We start from the raw sequence: 17689 nt of genomic DNA on the forward strand, positions 1-17689 counted from the left end.
AGGTGGTAGGATAGGCATCAACTCAGTCCTTTGGGTGTGGCTTGTTTTGTTTAGCGACTAATCAGATCGCACAAACTGGACTGAGTTCCCTTCCTCCGGTGATCTACTATTCGGAACAGCTATTTAGGAGCCTATGCGGTGGTCAAGGGAGCGATGCAACTGGATGACAAGGCGAGCCGGCACGCCCCCTGGCTCAAGGGATCCGCCTTTGACAGCATCACCATGGGGGAGCTGGCTACCTACAGCGCGGGCGGCTTGCCGCTGCAATTCCCCGAGGAGGTGGATTCGCTCGAGAAGATGCAGGCCTACTACCGCCAGTGGACCCCAGCCTACTCGCCGGGTTCCCATCGCCAGTACTCTAACCCCAGCATAGGGCTGTTCGGCCACCTGGCGGCGAGCAGCATGAAGCAGCCGTTTGCCCAGTTGATGGAGCAGACGCTCCTGCCGGGGCTTGGCCTGCACCACACCTATGTCAATGTGCCGAAGCAGGCCATGGCGAGTTATGCCTATGGCTATTCGAAAGAGGACAAGCCCATCAGGGTCAGCCCCGGCATGCTGGCGGACGAGGCCTACGGCATCAAGACCAGCTCGGCGGATCTGCTGCGCTTTGTGAAGGCCAACATCAGCGGGGTTGATGACAAGGCGTTGCAGCAGGCCATCTCCCTGACCCACAAAGGGCACTACTCGGTAGGCGGGATGACCCAGGGACTGGGTTGGGAGCGTTACGCCTATCCCGTCAGCGAGCAGACATTGCTGGCGGGCAACTCCCCGGCGATGATTTACAATGCCAACCCGGCGGCGCCCGCGCCCGCTGCGGCAGGGCACCCTGTGCTCTTCAACAAGACCGGCTCGACCAGCGGCTTCGGCGCCTATGTGGCCTTCGTGCCGGCCAAAGGGATCGGCATCGTCATGCTGGCCAACCGCAACTATCCTATCCCGGCCAGGGTGAAAGCGGCCCACGCCATCCTGACGCAACTGGCCAGGTAATGGTGCGCCGTCGCTGAGCCTTGAGGGCTCGTCGCATCGCGGCGTGCCCGTTACCTCGGACCCGACCCCTCAAGGGCGACCTGGCAGGGGGCGGGTCGATGAGCATGCCAATCCGGGCCTCTCCTGCGGGAGATGTCCGGATTGGCATCCACCGAGTGCCATCTCGTCACTAGGCCCCGGCAGGCCGCCCGCTCTATAGTGCCCGGCATCTTCCTCTGCTTTTGCAGGATTGAGTTGTCAATCTCGCTGACAGCGCACCTGTGATGGTGAAACCTGCTGCTATGGAGCCTTCATGGGTATGTTTCTGCTGTGTACTTTTCTGATGATCATCCTCTATCCCCTCGGGATCGATCTCTATCTGGTGGCCGTGCCCCGCATTGCGCAAACCCTGCAGGGGAGCGAGGCGCAGATCCACACCGCTTTTTCCATCTATCTGCTGGGCATGGCGGCTACCGTGCTGCCGGGGGGCATGCTGGCGGATCGCCATGGCAGGCGCCCCGTGGTACTGGGGGGCGCCCTCATCTTCGTGGTCGCCTCCCTGGTGGCGGCGGAGGCGACCGGCATCGCCCAGTTTTATCTGGGGCGTTTCTGGCAAGGGGTGGGCGCTGGAGCGCTCTACATCATGACCTTCACCGTGCTGCGGGATGTGCTGAGCCAGGCGCGCCTCGCGATGGCTCTCTCCCTCATCAACGGCGTGATCTGCGTCATTCCGGTGCTGGCTCCCGTACTCGGTTATCTCATCCTGTCGCACTTCGAGTGGCGCGGCATCTTCGTGGGCATGGCGCTGGTGGCCGCCATCAGTGCCCTGGTCAACCTGCGACTGCTCAAGGAGACCCGCCCCGCCCGCCAGCCTGCGGGGGCATCGCCGCTGGCCCTGCTGGGCACGGCCCCCTTCATGCTGCGCGCCTTGCTGACCAGCGCCAGCGTGACCGCCATCCTGGTCTATGTGAGCGTCTCGCCCCTCGTCCTGATGACCACGTTCGGTCTGCCTCCCGAGCAGTACACCCGGCTGATGATGGCGATGGCCGGGGTGAGCATGTCCGCTTCCTTCCTGACCCCCTTGCTGCTGCGCTGGCTCGGCAAGGCAAGGGTGCTGGCGCTCTCCCATCTCGCCTACCTGCTGGCGGGGTTTGCCCTGGTCTGTATCGGGTTTTCCTGCGGGTTCGGAGTGGCGATGGGGGAGGCGCTGGATGTGTGCGGGGATCAGGTGGCATCGGCCAGTGCCCTGCTCTGCATCATGCAGATAGGGTTGTCCGGGCTCTTCATCTGGGGGATGGGCCATCTGGGGATGCCTGCGCTCTGGATGCTGATCCTGGCACTCCTGCTGGCGCTGCTCGGTTACCTGATGGTCAAGGTGCTGCTACCATGGCGTGCGGTACGGCGAGTCCGGGCTCGGGGATAGGAGAGACGCGATGCGCAATCTGGGTGAACTCGATTTGAACCTGCTGGTGGTCTTCAGGCACCTGATGCAGGAGCGCAGCGTGGCGGGGGCGGCCAAGAAGCTGTGTGTCACCCCGTCGGCGGTGAGCAAGGCGCTCGGCAAGCTGCGGGACTGGTTCGGGGATCCCCTCTTCGTGCGCGTGCGCCAGGGCTTGCAGCCGACCAATCTCTCCCTGACCCTGGCGGAGGAGCTCAAGACCTGGTTCCAGCTCACCGAGAGCATCAGCACCCTCAACAGCGAGGCGATCCCCGAGGGGGCCCGCTTCAGTCTGGTGATGGAGTCCCCCTTCGGCATCAGCTTCCTGAGCGAGCTGCCCACGACCATCTACCAGAAGTACCCCCACTCCGTGGTCAGGATGCTGGGCTGGGATCACCACTCTCTCAACGACATCGTCAACGGGGAGGCGGATCTCGGCTTCTGTGCCAGGGAGACCCACGGCCGCTCCCATGCCAGGGTCAACCGGCTGCCCTATTACATCGATCACGAGGTGCTGTTCTGCGATCGTCCCGTGGTGTTCCTGCGCAAGGATCACCCCTTGCTCGGGCAGACGTGGTCGCTGACCCGCTTTCTGGCCTGCCCCCAGGTGAGCGTGGTGTGGGAGGCCAGCGACAGCTGGGCACTGGACGATCTGCTGGAGGACGAAGGCCACAGGCGGCAGGTGCCCATCATGGTGGCGAGCTTCGAGCAGGCGCTGCACATCGCCGCCCAAAAGAGCCACGAGCTGATCGCCGTGGTGCCTTCATATTGCGCGGACTATGCCGCCAGACATCACCCCGACCTCATCCCCATGCCGTTGCCGCTGGAAGAGTCCCTCTATGCCCAGCTGGAGATCGCCTTCATCCTGCTGTGGCACAAGCGCCACAATCAGGATGCCAAGGTGATGTGGTTGCGGGGGGAGATCCGGCGGCTCTATGGCCTGGCCGCAGCGGGGATGACGCGTTTTGCCTGGGGCGGGCCCATGGAGAGCGGGGCGGCGAAAGAGAAGCAAGGGGGAGGAGGCACCCCGGTTTAGTCGTACTGCTCTTCCATCCAGGCTTCGACGATGAGCTGGGCGGAGACGCCGTCCACGCTCCCCTTGTCCAGCGCCTTGTAGCCGCCACGCTCAAACAGGCGGGCGCGGGCATCCGTGGTGGTGAGCCGCTCGTCCTTGAACTCCACCGGCTTGCCGAAGCGACCGTGCAGGCGATTGCCGAACTTGCGGGCCCGCACCGTGATCTCCTGGTCCGTGCCATCCATGTTGAGCGGCAGACCGACGATCAGCAGATCCGGTTGCCACTCCTTGATCAGCTTCTCTATCTCGTCCCAGTTGGGGATGCCGTCGTTGGCCTTGAGGGAGCGAAGGGGGCGGGCGCTGCCCGTGAGCTCCTGGCCGATGGCGACACCGATGCTCTTGGTGCCGTAGTCAAAGCCCATGATGCTGCGTGATGACATGGGGTCTCCTCGAAATGGATGGATAAATGAAGGGGGAAGCCCCCTCCCTGTCTCCCCCTGCTTGTGGGGGGGAGGTCCGGGGTGTCAGCTATGGCCCACCTGGCTGGAGAGGTGCAGGGGGTTGACCCCAATGCTCGCGGCGGCTTGCTGCCAGCGCAGGTGGATGGGGGTATCGAAGACCAGCTTGGGATTGGGGGGGATCACCAGCCAGGCGCCATCCACCAGCTCCTGCTCGAGCTGGCCTGCACTCCAGCCGGCGTAACCGAGCGCCACCAGCCAGTGGTCCGGCGCCTCGTCGGTGCCCAGGGTCTCCAGGATGTCCTTGGAGGTGGTGACCATCATCTCGTCGCTCACCTGCAGGGTGGAGTTGAAGCCCGGGCGGAAGCTGTGCAGCACGAAGCCGCGATCCCCGTGCACCGGGCCCCCCTGCAACACCGGCTGTTTCATCTCGGCGGTGGCGGGGGGATTGAGGTTGAGCTTGGTCAGCATGGCGTCCAGGGACATGTCAACCGGAATGTTGACCACCAGTCCCATGGCGCCTTCGCTGCTGTGTTCGCACAGATAGACCAGGGAGCGCTGGAAATAGGCGTCCGTGAGGCTCGGCATGGCGAGCAGAAAGTGATTTTGCAGTGTTTGCATGGAGCGTATGTATCTCTAAGCGTGCAAAGGTATTTGGGGTGATTATGGCAGTTGATGGCGGCGGGCAAAACCGCTTTTTGCCGGCAGGAGGGCGGCAGTCAAAGGGGCCTTCACGGCCCCTTGTGTGTGTGTCCTCGCCGCGGCAACGAAGGGGTCAGCGGCCCAGCCGGCGCTCGATGGCGTCCATCAGCATGCCGGTAATGGAGACGTCGAAGGCCGCCTCAATCTCGCGGATGCAGGTCGGGCTGGTGACGTTAATCTCGGTCAGGCGATCGCCGATGATGTCGAGGCCGACGAAGATGAGCCCCTTCTCTTTCAGGGTCGGGCCCACCGCGCGGGCGATGGCCCAGTCCGCGTCACTCAAGGGGCGGGCCTCACCACGGCCACCGGCCGCCAGGTTGCCACGGGTCTCACCTTGGGCCGGAATGCGGGCCAGGCAGTAAGGTACTGGTTCGCCGTCCACCACCAGCACCCGCTTGTCGCCATCCTTGATGGCGGGCAGATAGGTCTGCGCCATGCAGTACTGGCTGCCGTGAGAGGTTAATGTCTCGATGATGACGCCGACGTTGGCGTCATCCTCCTTCATGCGGAAGATGGAGGCGCCGCCCATGCCGTCCAGCGGCTTGAGGATGACGTCCTTGTGCCTGGCGTGGAAGGCCCGCAGCTTGTCTGCTCTGCGAGTGACGAGCGTGGTCGGGGTGTGCTCGGCAAACCAGGCGGTGTAGAGCTTCTCGTTGGCGTCGCGCAGGCTCTGGGGCTTGTTGACGATGAGGCAGCCCTCATCCTCGGCCCGCTCCAGCATGTAGGTGGCGTAGATGAACTCCGTGTCGAAGGGGGGATCCTTGCGCATCAGGATCACATCCAGGCTGGAGAGCGGCTGATCCACCACCTCGCCGAGGCTGTACCAGTCGGCATAGTCATATTTGACGGTGAGCGGGCGCATGGTACCGAAGGCGCGACCGGCCTCCATGTAGAGATCCTTCATCTCCAGATAGAACAGCTCGTAGCCGCGCTTTTGCGCCTCTTCGAGCATGGCGAAGCTGGAGTCCTTCTTGATGTTGATGGCCGAGATGGGGTCCATCACGATGCCGAGTTTAATGGTCATCCGAGTTTCCTTCCTAATGGCTCGATGGGATGTGATGACCCCCTCCCTGCCTCCCCCTTCACAAGGGGGAGGGGCCTGTTGCTCCCTCCCCTGCGAAGGGGAGGGTCGGGGTGGGGTCGGCTGTCAGGCCAGATCGCCAAAGCGGCACTGAAGCGCAGTAATTGCCGTCAGGGCGGCGGTTTCGGTGCGCAGCACCCGCGGCCCCAGCAGCATCTCCTTGAAATCTTCCTGCACGGTACGGGCGATCTCGTCGCTGGACAAGCCCCCTTCCGGGCCGATCAGCAGGCGCACGCCGTGCTCGGGGATGGGCAGGGTGTTGATGCTGTAAGGGGCGCGCGGGTGCAGGTTGAGCTTGAGCTCCTGAGTCTCTTCCGCCAGCCAGGCGTCCAGCTCCATCGGCATGCGCACCTCGGGCACGGTATTGCGGCCGCACTGCTCGCAGGCGCTGATCACCACTTTTTGCCACTGCTCGCGTTTTTTCTCCAGCCGATCGGCGGGCAGCTTGACGCCGCAGCGCTCGGAGAAGAGCGGCGTGATGCAGGTGACGCCGAGCTCCACGGATTTCTGGATGGTGAAGTCCATCTTGTCGCCGCGGCTGATCACCTGACCCAGGTGGATGGCAAGGGGGGACTCCACCGAGCGGGTCTCGCAACTGTCGATGGTCACTTCCACCGACTTCTTGCCGACGTTGGCGATGGTGGCGGGGTACTGGTTGCCGTCGCCGTTGAACAGCTCGAGCTGCTGGCCCGGCTGCATGCGCAGCACGCGGCCGATGTGATTGGCACCGTCTTCCGACAGGGCGAGGGTCTGGCCAACCTGCAGGCTGGCCGGTTCATAGATACGTGGAATGCGCATGGCTGATAGTCAGTCTCTTGCTTGGAAACCCTTCAATACCCTACTGCACGGCGGCGAGCAAGGCTCGCGAGACAGAGAGTGAAGGGATTCAGGAGGAGGGGGACGCTCCCCCTCCCTGGTCAAATGGGGTTATTGGCACTGCTTTTCAATGAAGGGATTGGTATTGCCCTGCAGCTTGCCGATACGGCGGTTGCGCTCGCACTCCCAGCGATCAGCCGGATACTGCCTGTCCCAGGCTTCGTAAAGCTTGCGCTGCTGGGCCGCCAGACGCAGTCCGTACTGCTGGCTCATGTAGAGGTAGGCGCGGGCGATCTGGCCACGCACCGGCCCCTTGGGCGGCTGCACCTGGCGCTCCTTGAAGTCCACCAGCATCTGGCACTTGCCGTACTGGTTCGGTTTGCCGTTCCAGTCGCTGAAGCGGAAGTTCGCCCGATCACCGTTCACCTCGCCGATGGTGGGGAAGAGGTTGTGCATGTCTCCCTCCATCCTGTTGAACTCGTCGCTCTTGCCGCAATTCTTGCGACCCCCGTCCTGCCAGCACTGGAGCTGGTGGCCGAACTCCCAGGCGGGCACCACGTGCTCCCATTCGATGCGGGAGGCCCGCTCGGCCTGTTTGCGCGGCAGGTAGCCGCAGCTCTCCCAGTCGGGGGCCATCTTCTTGCCGCTGAACTTGATGTTGCAGCCGCAGTAGAAGGTGACGGGGTGGCTCTGGTAGAGCTTGTTCAGATCCTGCTTGGCGGCGCGAAAGGTCTGGATGTTGTCGGCATGGGCCGGGGCGCTGACCAGCAGGGCCAGGCAGAGGGAGAGCAGAGGGCGAAACATGAATATCCTTGGCAATGAGACAGTTGAATGAAGTAAGCGCGCACCCTATCACAGGAGCGCGACACGGGGTGACTCAATCCGCCGTCGTGTCGCGCTGCCACACCAGGGGCTGGCGACAGCGGCGGCAGTGATAGCGGGCCTCGCCGCGCATCACCTTGTTGTGGCGGCGCACCGAGAGGGGATGCTGCTGGCAGGCGCAGGCATACACGAAGGTGCGCTGGGCCAGCACCCCCAGATCGAAGCTGTGGGTGGTGCTGGGTTCGAGACCGAACAGCTCCCGCATCACCGACTGCCACTGGCGACCGTGGGGCAGTACCCGGCTCTTGCCACGCCCCTCTCCCCAGAGCGCATAGACCAGCAGGTGCGCCACCTCGTGGGGCACTACTTCCCTGAGAAACGCCTGCTGATTGGCCTGATAGAGCGCCGGATTGAAACGCAGCTCCCAGGTTTGCAGCCGCGCAGACCCTGCCGCCCGGCCCCGCATGTTGCAATGGACTTGCGGGCGGAGAAAGGTGCGGCCAAGGCGCGTTTCAGCCTGCACAAAGCAGGCCTCGACGCGCGCGAGCAGCATCTCGATGAGGGCGGGGTCAAGCCGGGTGGCAGTGGCAGGCATGGGATCCTCGGGACGGACACAAAAGCAAAAGGGGAGCCTGGCTCCCCTTTTATCACAACCTCGGGCCTTACAGGCCGGCGGCAGCGCGAAGCAGCTCGGCCTTGTCGGTCTTCTCCCAGGGGAACTCGTCGCGGCCGAAGTGGCCGTAAGCGGCGGTTGCCTGGTAGATCGGGCGCTTCAGATCCAGCATCTCGATGAGGCCATAGGGGCGCAGCTCGAAGAACTCGCGCACCAGCTTGACCAGCAGGGCTTCGGCCACCTTGCCGGTACCGAAGGTTTCGACGCTGATGGAGGTGGGCTCGGCCACGCCGATGGCGTAGGAGACCTGCACTTCACAGCGATCCGCGAGGCCTGCGGCCACGATGTTCTTGGCCACGTAGCGGGCGGCGTAGGCGGCGGAGCGGTCCACCTTGGACGGATCCTTGCCGGAGAAGGCGCCACCACCGTGACGGGCCATGCCGCCGTAGGTGTCGACGATGATCTTGCGACCGGTCAGACCGCAGTCACCCATGGGGCCGCCGATGACGAAACGACCGGTCGGGTTGATGAAGTACTTGGTGTCCTTGTTGATCCACTCGGCGGGCAGCACCGGCTTGATGATCTCTTCGCGCACCGCTTCCACCAGATCGCTGTGGCTGATGGAGTCGCAATGCTGGGTGGAGAGCACCACGGCATCGACACCCAGGATCTTGCCTGCGTCGTCGTAGGCGAAGGTCAGCTGGCTCTTGGCGTCCGGACGCAGCCACGGCAGGGTGCCGTTCTTGCGCACTTCTGCCTGACGCTTCACCAGCAGGTGGGAGTAGGTGATGGGCGCGGGCATCAGCACGTCGGTTTCGTTGGTGGCGTAGCCGAACATCAGGCCCTGGTCACCGGCACCTTGCTCCAGCGGGTCGGTACGGTCGACGCCCTGGTTGATGTCCGGAGACTGTTTGCCGATGGCGTTCAGCACGGCGCAGGAGTCGGCGTCGAAGCCCATGTCGGAGTGGGTGTAACCAATCTCGCGCACGGTGTCGCGCACGATCTGTTCGATGTCGACCCAGGCAGAGGTGGTCACTTCGCCGGCTACCATCACCATGCCGGTCTTGACCAGGGTTTCGCAGGCGACGCGCGCCTTGGTGTCCTGCTGCAGGATGGCGTCCAGCACCGCATCGGAGATCTGGTCGGCGATTTTATCGGGATGGCCTTCGGAGACCGACTCGGAAGTAAACAGCTTTGCCATGTTTGGTTCTCGATTCGTAAGGGTTATCGCCTTGGCCATAACCGGATAATGACAGGATGACTGTAGAGGTATCTACATCTGGACGTCTATTTTAAATAGGTCATCCGGTGATTGCCAGCACTATTTGGGGGTGGAGCCGCCCGGGGCGGGATGGGGAAGGGATCCACCTCCATGGAGGTAAAGCAGGGGGCGGATTGAATCGTTTTCCCCGCCCAGAAAAGCGATTGTGCTCCCAAAGCCACTTTATTCGCCCAGATAATATTTGCACGCCGCGCCCCCTGCTGGGACAATAACGCGCCTTAATCTTGGCCATCAAATGAAGCAATCGCAGGAGATACAGATGCCTTCTCGTAAAGAGCTTGCCAATGCCATTCGTGCATTGAGTATGGATGCCGTTCAAAAAGCCAACTCCGGTCACCCGGGCGCCCCCATGGGAATGGCGGATATCGCTGAAGTGCTGTGGCGCAGCCACCTCAAACACAACCCGAACAACCCCAAGTGGGCCGACCGCGACCGTTTCATTCTCTCCAACGGCCACGGCTCCATGCTGCTGTACTCCCTGCTGCACCTCTCCGGTTATGACCTCTCCATCGACGATCTGAAAAACTTCCGCCAGCTGCACTCTCGCACCCCGGGTCACCCGGAGTACGGTTATGCGCCGGGCGTTGAAACCACCACCGGTCCGCTGGGTCAGGGCATCACCAACGCCGTGGGCATGGCGATCGCCGAGAAGGCCATGGCCGAGCAGTTCAACCAGCCGGGTCACGACATCGTTGACCACTACACCTACGCCTTCATGGGCGATGGCTGCCTGATGGAAGGTATCTCCCACGAAGCCTGCTCCCTGGCCGGCACCCTGGGTCTGGGCAAGCTGATCGCGTTCTGGGATGACAACGGCATCTCCATCGACGGTCACGTAGAAGGCTGGTTCACCGACGACACTCCCAAGCGCTTCGAAGCCTACGGCTGGCACGTCATCCCGGCCGTTGACGGTCACAACCCGGAAGCCATCAACGCTGCCATCGAAGCCGCCAAGGCCGAGACCGGCAAGCCGACCCTGATCTGCTGCCGCACCATCATCGGCTACGGTTCCCCGAACAAGTCCGGCTCCCACGACTGCCACGGCGCACCGCTGGGCAACGACGAGATCGCCGCCGCCCGTGCCTTCCTGAAGTGGGACCACGCGCCGTTCGTCATCCCGTCCGACATCGCCGCCGAGTGGAACGGTCAGGAGAAGGGCGCCAAGCTCGAATCCGACTGGGCTGCCAAGTTCGCCGCCTATGAAGCCGCTCACCCGGCCCTGGCTGCCGAATTCAAGCGCCGTACCACTGGCGAGCTGCCGGCCAACTGGGCTGCTGAATCCGCCAAGATCATCGAAACCCTGCAGGCCAACCCGGCCAAGATCGCGACCCGTAAAGCGTCCCAGAACTCCCTGGAAGCTTTCGGCAAGCTGCTGCCGGAATTCATGGGCGGCTCCGCGGATCTCGCGCCGTCCAACCTGACCATGTGGTCCGGCTCCAAGTCCCTGACTCCCGAGAGCGCCGCAGGCAACTACATCCACTACGGCGTGCGCGAGTTCGGCATGTCCGCCATCATGAACGGCATCGCCTTGCACGGTGGTTTCATCCCCTACGGCGCCACCTTCCTGATGTTCATGGAGTACGCCCGCAACGCCCTGCGCATGGCCGCCCTGATGAAGCAGCGCGCCATCTTCGTCTATACCCACGACTCCATCGGTCTGGGTGAAGATGGCCCGACTCACCAGCCGGTCGAGCAGATCGCCTCCCTGCGTCTGACCCCGAACATGAGCACCTGGCGCCCGTGTGACCAGGTAGAGTCCGCCATCGCCTGGAAACACGCCATCGAGCGTACCGACGGCCCGACCTCCCTGATCTTCTCCCGTCAGAACCTGGCCCAGATGGACCGCACCGCCCAGCAACTGGCCGATGCCGCCAAGGGTGGTTATGTGCTGAAGGATTGCGCCGGTACCCCGGAGCTGATCCTGATCGCCACCGGTTCCGAAGTGGAGCTGGCCATGGCTGCCTATGAGCAGCTGACTGCCAAGGGTCGTGCCGTGCGCGTGGTCTCCATCCCGTCTACCGACGTGTTCGATGACCAGTCCGCCGAGTACAAGGAGTCCGTCCTGCCGGCCGCCGTCACCAAGCGTGTGGCCATCGAAGCGGGCATCGCCGACTACTGGTACAAGTACGTGGGCTTTGGCGGCAAGATCATCGGCATGCGCACCTTCGGTGAGTCCGCACCGGCCGAGCTGCTGTTCAAGGAATTCGGCTTTACCGTGGAAAACGTGGTTGCGACCGCAGAGTCCCTGTAATAGCTGACCATTGGGCCACTCTGGCCCAGTAGCCGGAAAATAAAACGCCCTCCATCGCAAGATGGGGGGCGTTTTTTGTTAGTTCGTCATTGTTTATTTGATAAGGTAGTTTTTATGGGGTTAGTGTATAAGTAATTTTATCAAATATAAGTTTTAGCATACGTATGATCATATTTTATAAATTGATATAAAGTTAAATATAGTGTGGTGCTGAACAGCATTGTGATATTTTTTTTAATTTATCATGAGTTATGTAATCAACAGAGGTTTAGTATGCTGATAACAATGAGTGACTGGTTGATGATGCTAGCAGTAATTCTTGGTCCTATCTTAGCTGTCCAAATTCAAAAGTTTCTTGATCGTAGATCAGAAGATAGAAATAAAAAAATGGCGGTGTTTCGAGATCTTATGACTACCAGAGCCTCAACTTTAGCATTTCAGCATGTATCGGCTCTTAATATGGTTGGATTAGAGTTTAATGGGCGGAATTATTCGAAGGTTGTAAATGCATGGAAGACATATTTAGATCATCTGAATTCATATCCAAATGATGATGAAAGCATGCAAAAAATTTGGGAGGAAAAGCGAAATGATCAGCTGTCTGATCTCTTGTATGAAATGGGTGAGTCCTTAGGTTTTGATTTCGATAAGGTTCATATCAAGAAAGCTGGATATTTTCCAAAGGCGTACGCTGATCAAGAGACTGAGCAAAAATACATCCGAAGTCAATTGGTGGATGTATTTCTTGGTAAGAAGTCTATCCCAATGTCGATTGTTTATTTTCCTAGTGATGATGAGGCTCTAAAAACTCAAAAGGAGCTTCATTGCTTGATGAAGGAGCATTTTGAAGGTAAGCGTTCAATTCCCGTTACAATAAAGGATGAAGTTAACGGAAAGTTGTAATCACAGCTTGTACAGATATAGCTATTACCTGACACCGGCCTAAGCCGGTGTCTTTTCATTATTTAAAGCGAGCTTTAAACCTGCGGCGGGGTACTTTCCGCATTGGACATCACCGCATCCATCTGCACCAGGGCGCCGGCGGGCAGCTCGCTGACGCCAATCACGGTGCGGGCAGGCAGATAGCCCGGGAAATATTTGGCGTAGATGGCATCCACGTCCGCCAGATCCGCGATGTTGGCAAGCTGGATATTGACCTTGACGATATCGTCCATCACATGGCCGATGCTCTCGACGATGGTCTTGATATGGCCGAGGCACTGGGCGGTCTGCTCCTTGACGCAACCGGTCAGCACCTTGCCGGTGGCCATGTCGAGCGGCAACTGGCCGGCGATATGGTTGTAGTGGGAGAAGGCGACGCTCTGGGTATGGAGCGGGCTTCTCGGTGCTTTGTCGGTATTGCGGGCACGGATCACCAGATTGTGCCTGTCTTCCACCAGCTGGGGCGGGGTGCCGTCACCGTGGGAGATGACCGCATCCATCTGCACCCGGGCACCCAGCGGCAGGGCAGAGGCCGCGATCACGCTGCGGGCCGGCAGATAGGCGACGGCACGGGCGATGGCGGAGTCCGGGAAGAAGGTGGTGTAAACCTCGTTGACGGCGTCGAGATCCGCCAGATTGGTCAGATAGACGGTGACCTTGACGATGTCGTCGAAGGGCACCTCGATGCTCTCCAGCACGGTTTTGATATTGCGCAGGCACTGGGCCGCCTGCTCGCGAATGCCACCGTCAACCAGGGCGCCGGAGGCGGGGTCGAGGGGCAGCTGGGCACCGATATTGTTGTAATGGGAGAAGGCGACGCTCTGGCTGGAGAGCGGATCCTGCGGGGCGTGGTCGCTGTTGCGGGAGATCTTGAGCAGCGGGCAGGGCGCCTGGGGGAAGGTGCCTTCCCCGTTGGAGAGCAGGGCGTCCATCTGCACCCTGGCGCCGAGCGGCAGACCGGCGACGGCGAGCACTGTGCGGGTCGGCAGCGAGTGGGGGAAGAATTCCCGATAGACGGCGTTGACGGCATCGAGGTCGGCGATGTCCGCGAGGAACAGGGTCACCTTCACCATGTCCTCCATGCCGTGGCCAATGCTCTGGACGATGGCCTGGATATTGGTGAGACACTGCCTGGCCTGTGCCTGGATATCCCCTGCGACCAGCGCGCCCGTTTTCGGATCGACCGGCAGCTGGGCGGCAATATTGTTGTAGTGGGAGAAGGCCACGCTCTGGGTATAGGGCCCCAGATCCTGAGGCGCATTGGGGGTATTTCTGGCGGATTTGATGATGGTACCACTCATGGCGATACTCCTTTTTCGTTTTTGATGTAGGGTCCGGGCCGCATTGTTCTTCCCTGACCGAATGCGGCACGCTGATGACTCGTGATATTGCGGCAACAGTTGCCCGTTCCCGCCGCAGGGCGACGGAGAAAAGGAGAACGATCATCACAGTGTCGAGCCCTGTTTCGATGCAGACAGCGCGTGCAACAGACAAGGGAGAGAAATTGGCCTGGTGATTCAGACGGGAGAATTCTAGGGGGCGGTTATCCGGGGATGCAAACCGGGATCCTGTTTCTATGAGGTGGCTCAACAGAGTGAAATATATTCATTTTGCGATTCAATTCATGACGGGCATGGCAAATAAAGGTGATGATGATCCCGCTTTACCATGAAAGTGGAACCAGATAGAACCATATTGTCGCGCATCAGGGTTACAGTCTGTGAATCCTCCGTTAATACTTTTGGCGACATTGCAGCTTATTCTCCCGGTTTTGCATAGCTATCTATTTATCGCTCTCTCGACGCCCTGTTCAGCGCCGCCAAAATATGCTGTGGTGAGCACACTGAAATAACATTCACCCTCTTTGCATGGCAACAGGTCATGACATAAATACGGGAGAAAGAGAGGGCGCTTTTTAGCCCCTGCGGCGGAGGCTGACATGGGCGGGTCGCCACATCGCCTATGCCATATCTTTTCAGCGGCGCGAACGCACCCCGCCAACAAGGCTCATAAGCAAGGGGAGGGGGCCTTCCCCTTGCCTGCCCCGACTTGCCGCCCCCCGATGTATATCACTCCTGTCATGACCCTCCCTGTGAGGGGGCCTCGGAGTCCGCCCTACTTTGCCGCCCTGGCGTATCCCGCACTCCTTGCGATGCAGCCGGCTCATCTTCCCCGCACCATCCTTATTTGTGTTATTTGTCATCAACTGCCGTTATTGCGACCTGGGTCGGGGTTTGGGTGGATTATTAACTGTATGATTAATAATGAAATCAGGGACCCTGCCGACGAGCAGCACGGATCGGCACTCATCTGCCCGGGAGTGGCACATGCGATCGCATCGCGAGCCCCGTCATCTGACTTCGGAGGTTTTATGCTTGGATTCATTCTGGGTGACATGTACAGCCGCACCAGCGGGTTTCGGCCACCCCCCGCCTAGGCAAGCACTTCCCCCTCGCCCCCGACTATCAACTGCGCGGTCGCACCGGTGCCGCCATCCTGACCATGGAGACCCTGCTCGATACCCCCTATCCCCAGAAGAAGTTCAGGGCTCTGATCTATGGCGCCTTTATCGAGCGCCAGCGTCGCCTCTTTGCCGAGCAGGTGGTCATCGGCCGGATGGAGGAGGGCCAGGACCTGGCGATCGCCATTGATCTCGCCTTTATCAGCACGGCGGTGCCCATCGGTCTGCTCGCCATCTCGGAGGAGATCGCGCTGCTGACCACGCCCCGTCCCACCCAGACCCATCCTCATCAGGCGGCCTTGAGCCAGGCGCTCGACTGCACCGCCATGCTGATGTTCTATGCCAAGGTCATTCGCCAGCGCAATGCGGTGCTTGAGCACATCGGCCACCAGTTCGGCTACAGGCCGCAGGCCGGGTTGGTGGCCAGGGTGGGCCACGGCGGGGAAGATGACTATGCCGCCTTCATGGTCAATGTGATGACCTGCATCGCCCATTCGGGCTCCCTCAAAGAGGCGCTGGAGAATGGCGTCAGGATGGGCATGCACGAGCCCGCCTTCTTCTGTATCGTCGGCGCCCTGGCCTCGACCCTGTGGGGAGTGCCCAAACCCTGGGCCCATGAGATCTCCCGTTTCATCCAGCGCCAGCACCCCCACTATCTCCAGATCCTGCTGCGGGGCGAAGCCAGGGTGGGCCGCAGACAGATCAACCTGGAGCCTCCCAAACCGCCGCTCTGTGCACCGGTCAAGCGCCAGGTAAACCGCTTCCTGAAGTGGGCCTTCTAGGGCCATGGGAGTGCTCTCGAGGGGCGGGTCCATGGCGCCATCCCATCGGCCCGCCCCTGCTGAGGGTCATCACGGGGCTGTTATCTCACTGACCCCTGATCCCCCGGCTACCTTGCCCATGAGAGGATGGTCAGGAAAGCCAACGGCTGCACGGGGGACAAGGGGCGGGTAGAAGGTGATCCACCTCGCCTTTTGATGTGAACGTCTTTTGATGTTTGGCGCCATACGATACCATGCGCAGCGTGTGTTCCTGTTGGGGGTAGGCGCCGCCCATCGCCCCCGTGGCTGGCTGCTGGTCCGTCATGATCACGGGATGCACAATCCGGGGCCGCCACGGCAACCCCTTATCGCCATAGCCAACAGGACGGAGTATCAGGATGGCCATTGCCATTGAGCAGTCGGACAACACACTGAGGGTCAACAAGGATCGCTACGATCTGGGCCGCATCGTCGGCGTGCAGGTAAAAGCTCTCGGCTGGATGGATCGGCTCAAGAAGAGCTTGTTGCTGGGGATGGTCACCTCCAGTGTGCTCTTTTACTTCACCCCTTCCTACGAGCAGGCGGGCAACTGGCTCATCGTGCTCTTCCTGCCCCTGGTGGGTTTTCTGTCTGGCGCCCTGATGGGGTTGCTCTCCAGCGCGAAATATGAGTTTTGCATCGAATTTTCCCACGCCGACGAGACGGGCGTGCAGTGGATCACCGCCGCCAGGAGTCGGCATGTCGCCGATTATGAGACCTTCAAGGCGCAGGCGGCCAGGTTGAAAGAGCGGCTCGGGTAGGGAGCACAGAGTGACGGGTCTGCGCCATCCGGCGTCAGGCATAACAACAAGCCCGAACAGGTGCACCTGTTCGGGCTTGTTCCATTAGGGGGAGGGCGCTCGGGAAGCGGCTCAGGCGGGATAGAGGGCGCCCAGCACCGCCGGGCGGCTCGCACCGGTCACCGCAGGCAGGTTGCCCGGCTTTCGCTGGATAAAGCGCTGTGCCAGCCAGGCAAAGGCGGCCCCTTCCACCCAGTCCGGTGCAAGGCCGAGCTGGGCGGTGCTGGTCAGATGCCAGTCGGGCAGCAGGGCAGCAAGCTCCGCCAGCAGCGGGGCGTTGTGGGCGCCGCCGCCGCAGACAAACAGCTCGGGCCGGGTTGGCGCATCACGGTGGGTGGGCAACTGGCGGGCGATGCTGTGGCAGGTGAGGGATTGCAGGGTACGCTGCACATCAGCGGGGGCGTATGCGCAGCCGTCCAGCTCGCCGTCGAGCCAGTCGAGGGTGAACATCTCACGCCCCGTGCTCTTGGGGGCGGGGGCGGCGAAGTAGGGGTGAGCCAGCAACTGCTCCAGCAGCGCAGGAATAAGCTTGCCGCTGGCGGCCCACTGGCCACCGGCATCATAGCTGTCACCGTGTGGATGGTGGCGGCGATACCAGCCATCGAGCAGGGTGTTGGCGGGGCCGGTATCGAAGCCATATACCCCTGAACCCGCCCCCCCGTCGGCCTGGCCGGGCAGCACCGAGATATTGGCAATGCCGCCGAGGTTCAGCACCACCCGCAGGGCACCGGGGCGGGCAAAGAGCGCCTGATGGAAGGCGGGCACCAGGGGCGCCCCCTGACCGCCGAGGGCTATGTCCATGGTGCGAAAATCGGCCACCACGTCGATGCCGGTCAGGGCCGCCAGCAGGGCCGCGTTGCCAATCTGCAGGGTAAAACCGAGGGCTGGGCGGTGGCGTATGGTCTGGCCGTGACTGCCGATGGCGCGAATCTCCTTGGGAGTCAGCGCCGCCTTGGCGAGCAGGGCCTGGGTGGCGGCGGCAAATTCGCGGGCCACCAGGTTGTCGGCGACCCCCATGCGGTCGATTTCGTTCTCCCCCGGGGTGCAGAGGGCGTGCAGCTCGTGGGCGGTCTCCGCTGGCCAGGGATGGCACAGCGCCGCCTCTACTCGAAGCGCTTCCCTATCCATCGTCACCAGCACGGCGTCGATACCATCCATACTGGTACCGGACATCAAGCCTATATAGCGTTCAGTCATGACAACCCCTTTCAATGATGCGGGGGAACGGTTCGATACCATGCC

At 61.4% G+C, this 17689-nt stretch carries 15 protein-coding genes and 1 pseudogene; 7 read left to right on the plus strand and 9 right to left on the minus strand.

The annotated features are described in order from the left end of the window. Nucleotides 1-123: 123 nt before the first annotated feature. The 3 genes and pseudogenes from ampC to yidZ form a co-directional block, all read left to right on the plus strand. Nucleotides 124-987, plus strand: a pseudogene (gene ampC / locus HKD46_RS13805) (class C beta-lactamase); the annotation flags it as partial. A 292-nt stretch (nucleotides 988-1279) separates the two neighbouring features. Further along, complete coding sequence (locus HKD46_RS13810; RefSeq protein WP_171865549.1) at nucleotides 1280-2389, plus strand: MdtL family multidrug efflux MFS transporter; 1110 nt, start codon at nucleotides 1280-1282, stop codon at nucleotides 2387-2389. 10 nt (nucleotides 2390-2399) lie between these two features. Beyond that, nucleotides 2400-3440, plus strand: coding sequence for an HTH-type transcriptional regulator YidZ (gene yidZ / locus HKD46_RS13815; RefSeq protein WP_052130442.1), 1041 nt, complete (start codon nucleotides 2400-2402; stop codon nucleotides 3438-3440). On the opposite strand, the gene ruvX is transcribed toward yidZ, so the two are convergent. From ruvX to metK, 7 genes are all read right to left on the minus strand, one after another. After that, nucleotides 3437-3859, minus strand: coding sequence for a Holliday junction resolvase RuvX (gene ruvX, locus HKD46_RS13820; protein WP_010673863.1), 423 nt, complete (start codon nucleotides 3857-3859; stop codon nucleotides 3437-3439). The genes yidZ and ruvX overlap by 4 nt on opposite strands. Before the next feature lie 84 nt (nucleotides 3860-3943). Continuing rightward, nucleotides 3944-4498 (minus strand): YqgE/AlgH family protein, encoded by a 555-nt coding sequence (locus tag HKD46_RS13825; RefSeq protein WP_010673864.1) that lies wholly within the window; start codon nucleotides 4496-4498, stop codon nucleotides 3944-3946. A 154-nt stretch (nucleotides 4499-4652) separates the two neighbouring features. Further along, nucleotides 4653-5603: a glutathione synthase gene (gene gshB, locus HKD46_RS13830; RefSeq protein ID WP_010673865.1), complete on the minus strand. Its 951-nt coding sequence runs from the start codon at nucleotides 5601-5603 to the stop codon at nucleotides 4653-4655. Between the two features lie 123 nt (nucleotides 5604-5726). Further along, entirely contained in the window at nucleotides 5727-6458 is a 732-nt protein-coding gene (gene rsmE, locus HKD46_RS13835) for a 16S rRNA (uracil(1498)-N(3))-methyltransferase (RefSeq protein ID WP_010673866.1), read from the minus strand. A gap of 129 nt (nucleotides 6459-6587) precedes the next feature. Beyond that, the gene (locus HKD46_RS13840) at nucleotides 6588-7280 is read right to left on the minus strand and encodes an endonuclease (protein ID WP_010673867.1); all 693 of its coding nucleotides are present in this window, start codon (nucleotides 7278-7280) and stop codon (nucleotides 6588-6590) included. Nucleotides 7281-7353: 73 nt separating this feature from the next. Further along, the gene (locus tag HKD46_RS13845) at nucleotides 7354-7893 is read right to left on the minus strand and encodes a SprT family zinc-dependent metalloprotease (protein ID WP_010673868.1); all 540 of its coding nucleotides are present in this window, start codon (nucleotides 7891-7893) and stop codon (nucleotides 7354-7356) included. A gap of 67 nt (nucleotides 7894-7960) precedes the next feature. Then, complete coding sequence (gene metK, locus HKD46_RS13850) at nucleotides 7961-9112, minus strand: methionine adenosyltransferase (protein ID WP_010673869.1); 1152 nt, start codon at nucleotides 9110-9112, stop codon at nucleotides 7961-7963. Between the two features lie 340 nt (nucleotides 9113-9452). Between metK and tkt the strand changes: the two genes are divergently transcribed. After that, nucleotides 9453-11444 carry a transketolase gene (gene tkt / locus HKD46_RS13855; protein ID WP_171865550.1) on the plus strand — a complete coding sequence of 664 codons (1992 nt, stop codon included), beginning with the start codon at nucleotides 9453-9455 and terminating at the stop codon, nucleotides 11442-11444. Nucleotides 11445-11729: 285 nt separating this feature from the next. Next, entirely contained in the window at nucleotides 11730-12347 is a 618-nt protein-coding gene (locus tag HKD46_RS21405; protein ID WP_311699104.1) for a DUF6680 family protein, read from the plus strand. A gap of 74 nt (nucleotides 12348-12421) precedes the next feature. Here HKD46_RS21405 and HKD46_RS13865 read toward each other — a convergent pair whose 3' ends face one another. Next, on the minus strand, nucleotides 12422-13687 hold the full coding sequence (locus HKD46_RS13865) for a RidA family protein (protein ID WP_171865551.1): 1266 nt from the start codon (nucleotides 13685-13687) through the stop codon (nucleotides 12422-12424). A 1201-nt stretch (nucleotides 13688-14888) separates the two neighbouring features. Between HKD46_RS13865 and HKD46_RS13870 the strand changes: the two genes are divergently transcribed. Together HKD46_RS13870 and HKD46_RS13875 are read left to right on the plus strand one after the other, a co-directional pair. Next, a complete protein-coding gene (locus tag HKD46_RS13870) occupies nucleotides 14889-15629 on the plus strand; it encodes a hypothetical protein (RefSeq protein ID WP_235673834.1) in 741 nt (246 codons plus the stop codon). Between the two features lie 377 nt (nucleotides 15630-16006). After that, nucleotides 16007-16408, plus strand: coding sequence for a hypothetical protein (locus HKD46_RS13875; RefSeq protein ID WP_235673835.1), 402 nt, complete (start codon nucleotides 16007-16009; stop codon nucleotides 16406-16408). Between the two features lie 111 nt (nucleotides 16409-16519). Here the strand turns inward: HKD46_RS13875 and HKD46_RS13880 are convergent, their stop codons facing one another. After that, nucleotides 16520-17644, minus strand: a complete 1125-nt coding sequence (locus HKD46_RS13880; RefSeq protein WP_103243550.1) for an anhydro-N-acetylmuramic acid kinase — start codon at nucleotides 17642-17644, stop codon at nucleotides 16520-16522. Nucleotides 17645-17689: the final 45 nt, after the last annotated feature.

Source organism: Aeromonas sp. TW 6, assembly GCF_013168745.1.
Lineage (GTDB): Bacteria > Pseudomonadota > Gammaproteobacteria > Enterobacterales > Aeromonadaceae > Aeromonas > Aeromonas caviae.

Bases quoted from the DNA above. Each gene is read 5' to 3' on its own strand.
- HKD46_RS13845 (WP_010673868.1), bottom strand. From the start codon at position 7,893: ATGCCTGCCACTGCCACCCGGCTTGACCCCGCCCTCATCGAGATGCTG.
- HKD46_RS13880 (WP_103243550.1), bottom strand. From the start codon at position 17,644: ATGACTGAACGCTATATAGGCTTGATGTCCGGTACCAGTATGGATGGT.
- HKD46_RS21405 (WP_311699104.1), top strand. From the start codon at position 11,730: ATGAGTGACTGGTTGATGATGCTAGCAGTAATTCTTGGTCCTATCTTA.
- metK (WP_010673869.1), bottom strand. From the start codon at position 9,112: ATGGCAAAGCTGTTTACTTCCGAGTCGGTCTCCGAAGGCCATCCCGAT.
- yidZ (WP_052130442.1), top strand. From the start codon at position 2,400: ATGCGCAATCTGGGTGAACTCGATTTGAACCTGCTGGTGGTCTTCAGG.
- HKD46_RS13810 (WP_171865549.1), top strand. From the start codon at position 1,280: ATGGGTATGTTTCTGCTGTGTACTTTTCTGATGATCATCCTCTATCCC.
- HKD46_RS13840 (WP_010673867.1), bottom strand. From the start codon at position 7,280: ATGTTTCGCCCTCTGCTCTCCCTCTGCCTGGCCCTGCTGGTCAGCGCC.
- gshB (WP_010673865.1), bottom strand. From the start codon at position 5,603: ATGACCATTAAACTCGGCATCGTGATGGACCCCATCTCGGCCATCAAC.
- HKD46_RS13875 (WP_235673835.1), top strand. From the start codon at position 16,007: ATGGCCATTGCCATTGAGCAGTCGGACAACACACTGAGGGTCAACAAG.
- HKD46_RS13825 (WP_010673864.1), bottom strand. From the start codon at position 4,498: ATGCAAACACTGCAAAATCACTTTCTGCTCGCCATGCCGAGCCTCACG.
- HKD46_RS13870 (WP_235673834.1), top strand. From the start codon at position 14,889: ATGGAGACCCTGCTCGATACCCCCTATCCCCAGAAGAAGTTCAGGGCT.
- ruvX (WP_010673863.1), bottom strand. From the start codon at position 3,859: ATGTCATCACGCAGCATCATGGGCTTTGACTACGGCACCAAGAGCATC.
- rsmE (WP_010673866.1), bottom strand. From the start codon at position 6,458: ATGCGCATTCCACGTATCTATGAACCGGCCAGCCTGCAGGTTGGCCAG.
- tkt (WP_171865550.1), top strand. From the start codon at position 9,453: ATGCCTTCTCGTAAAGAGCTTGCCAATGCCATTCGTGCATTGAGTATG.
- HKD46_RS13865 (WP_171865551.1), bottom strand. From the start codon at position 13,687: ATGAGTGGTACCATCATCAAATCCGCCAGAAATACCCCCAATGCGCCT.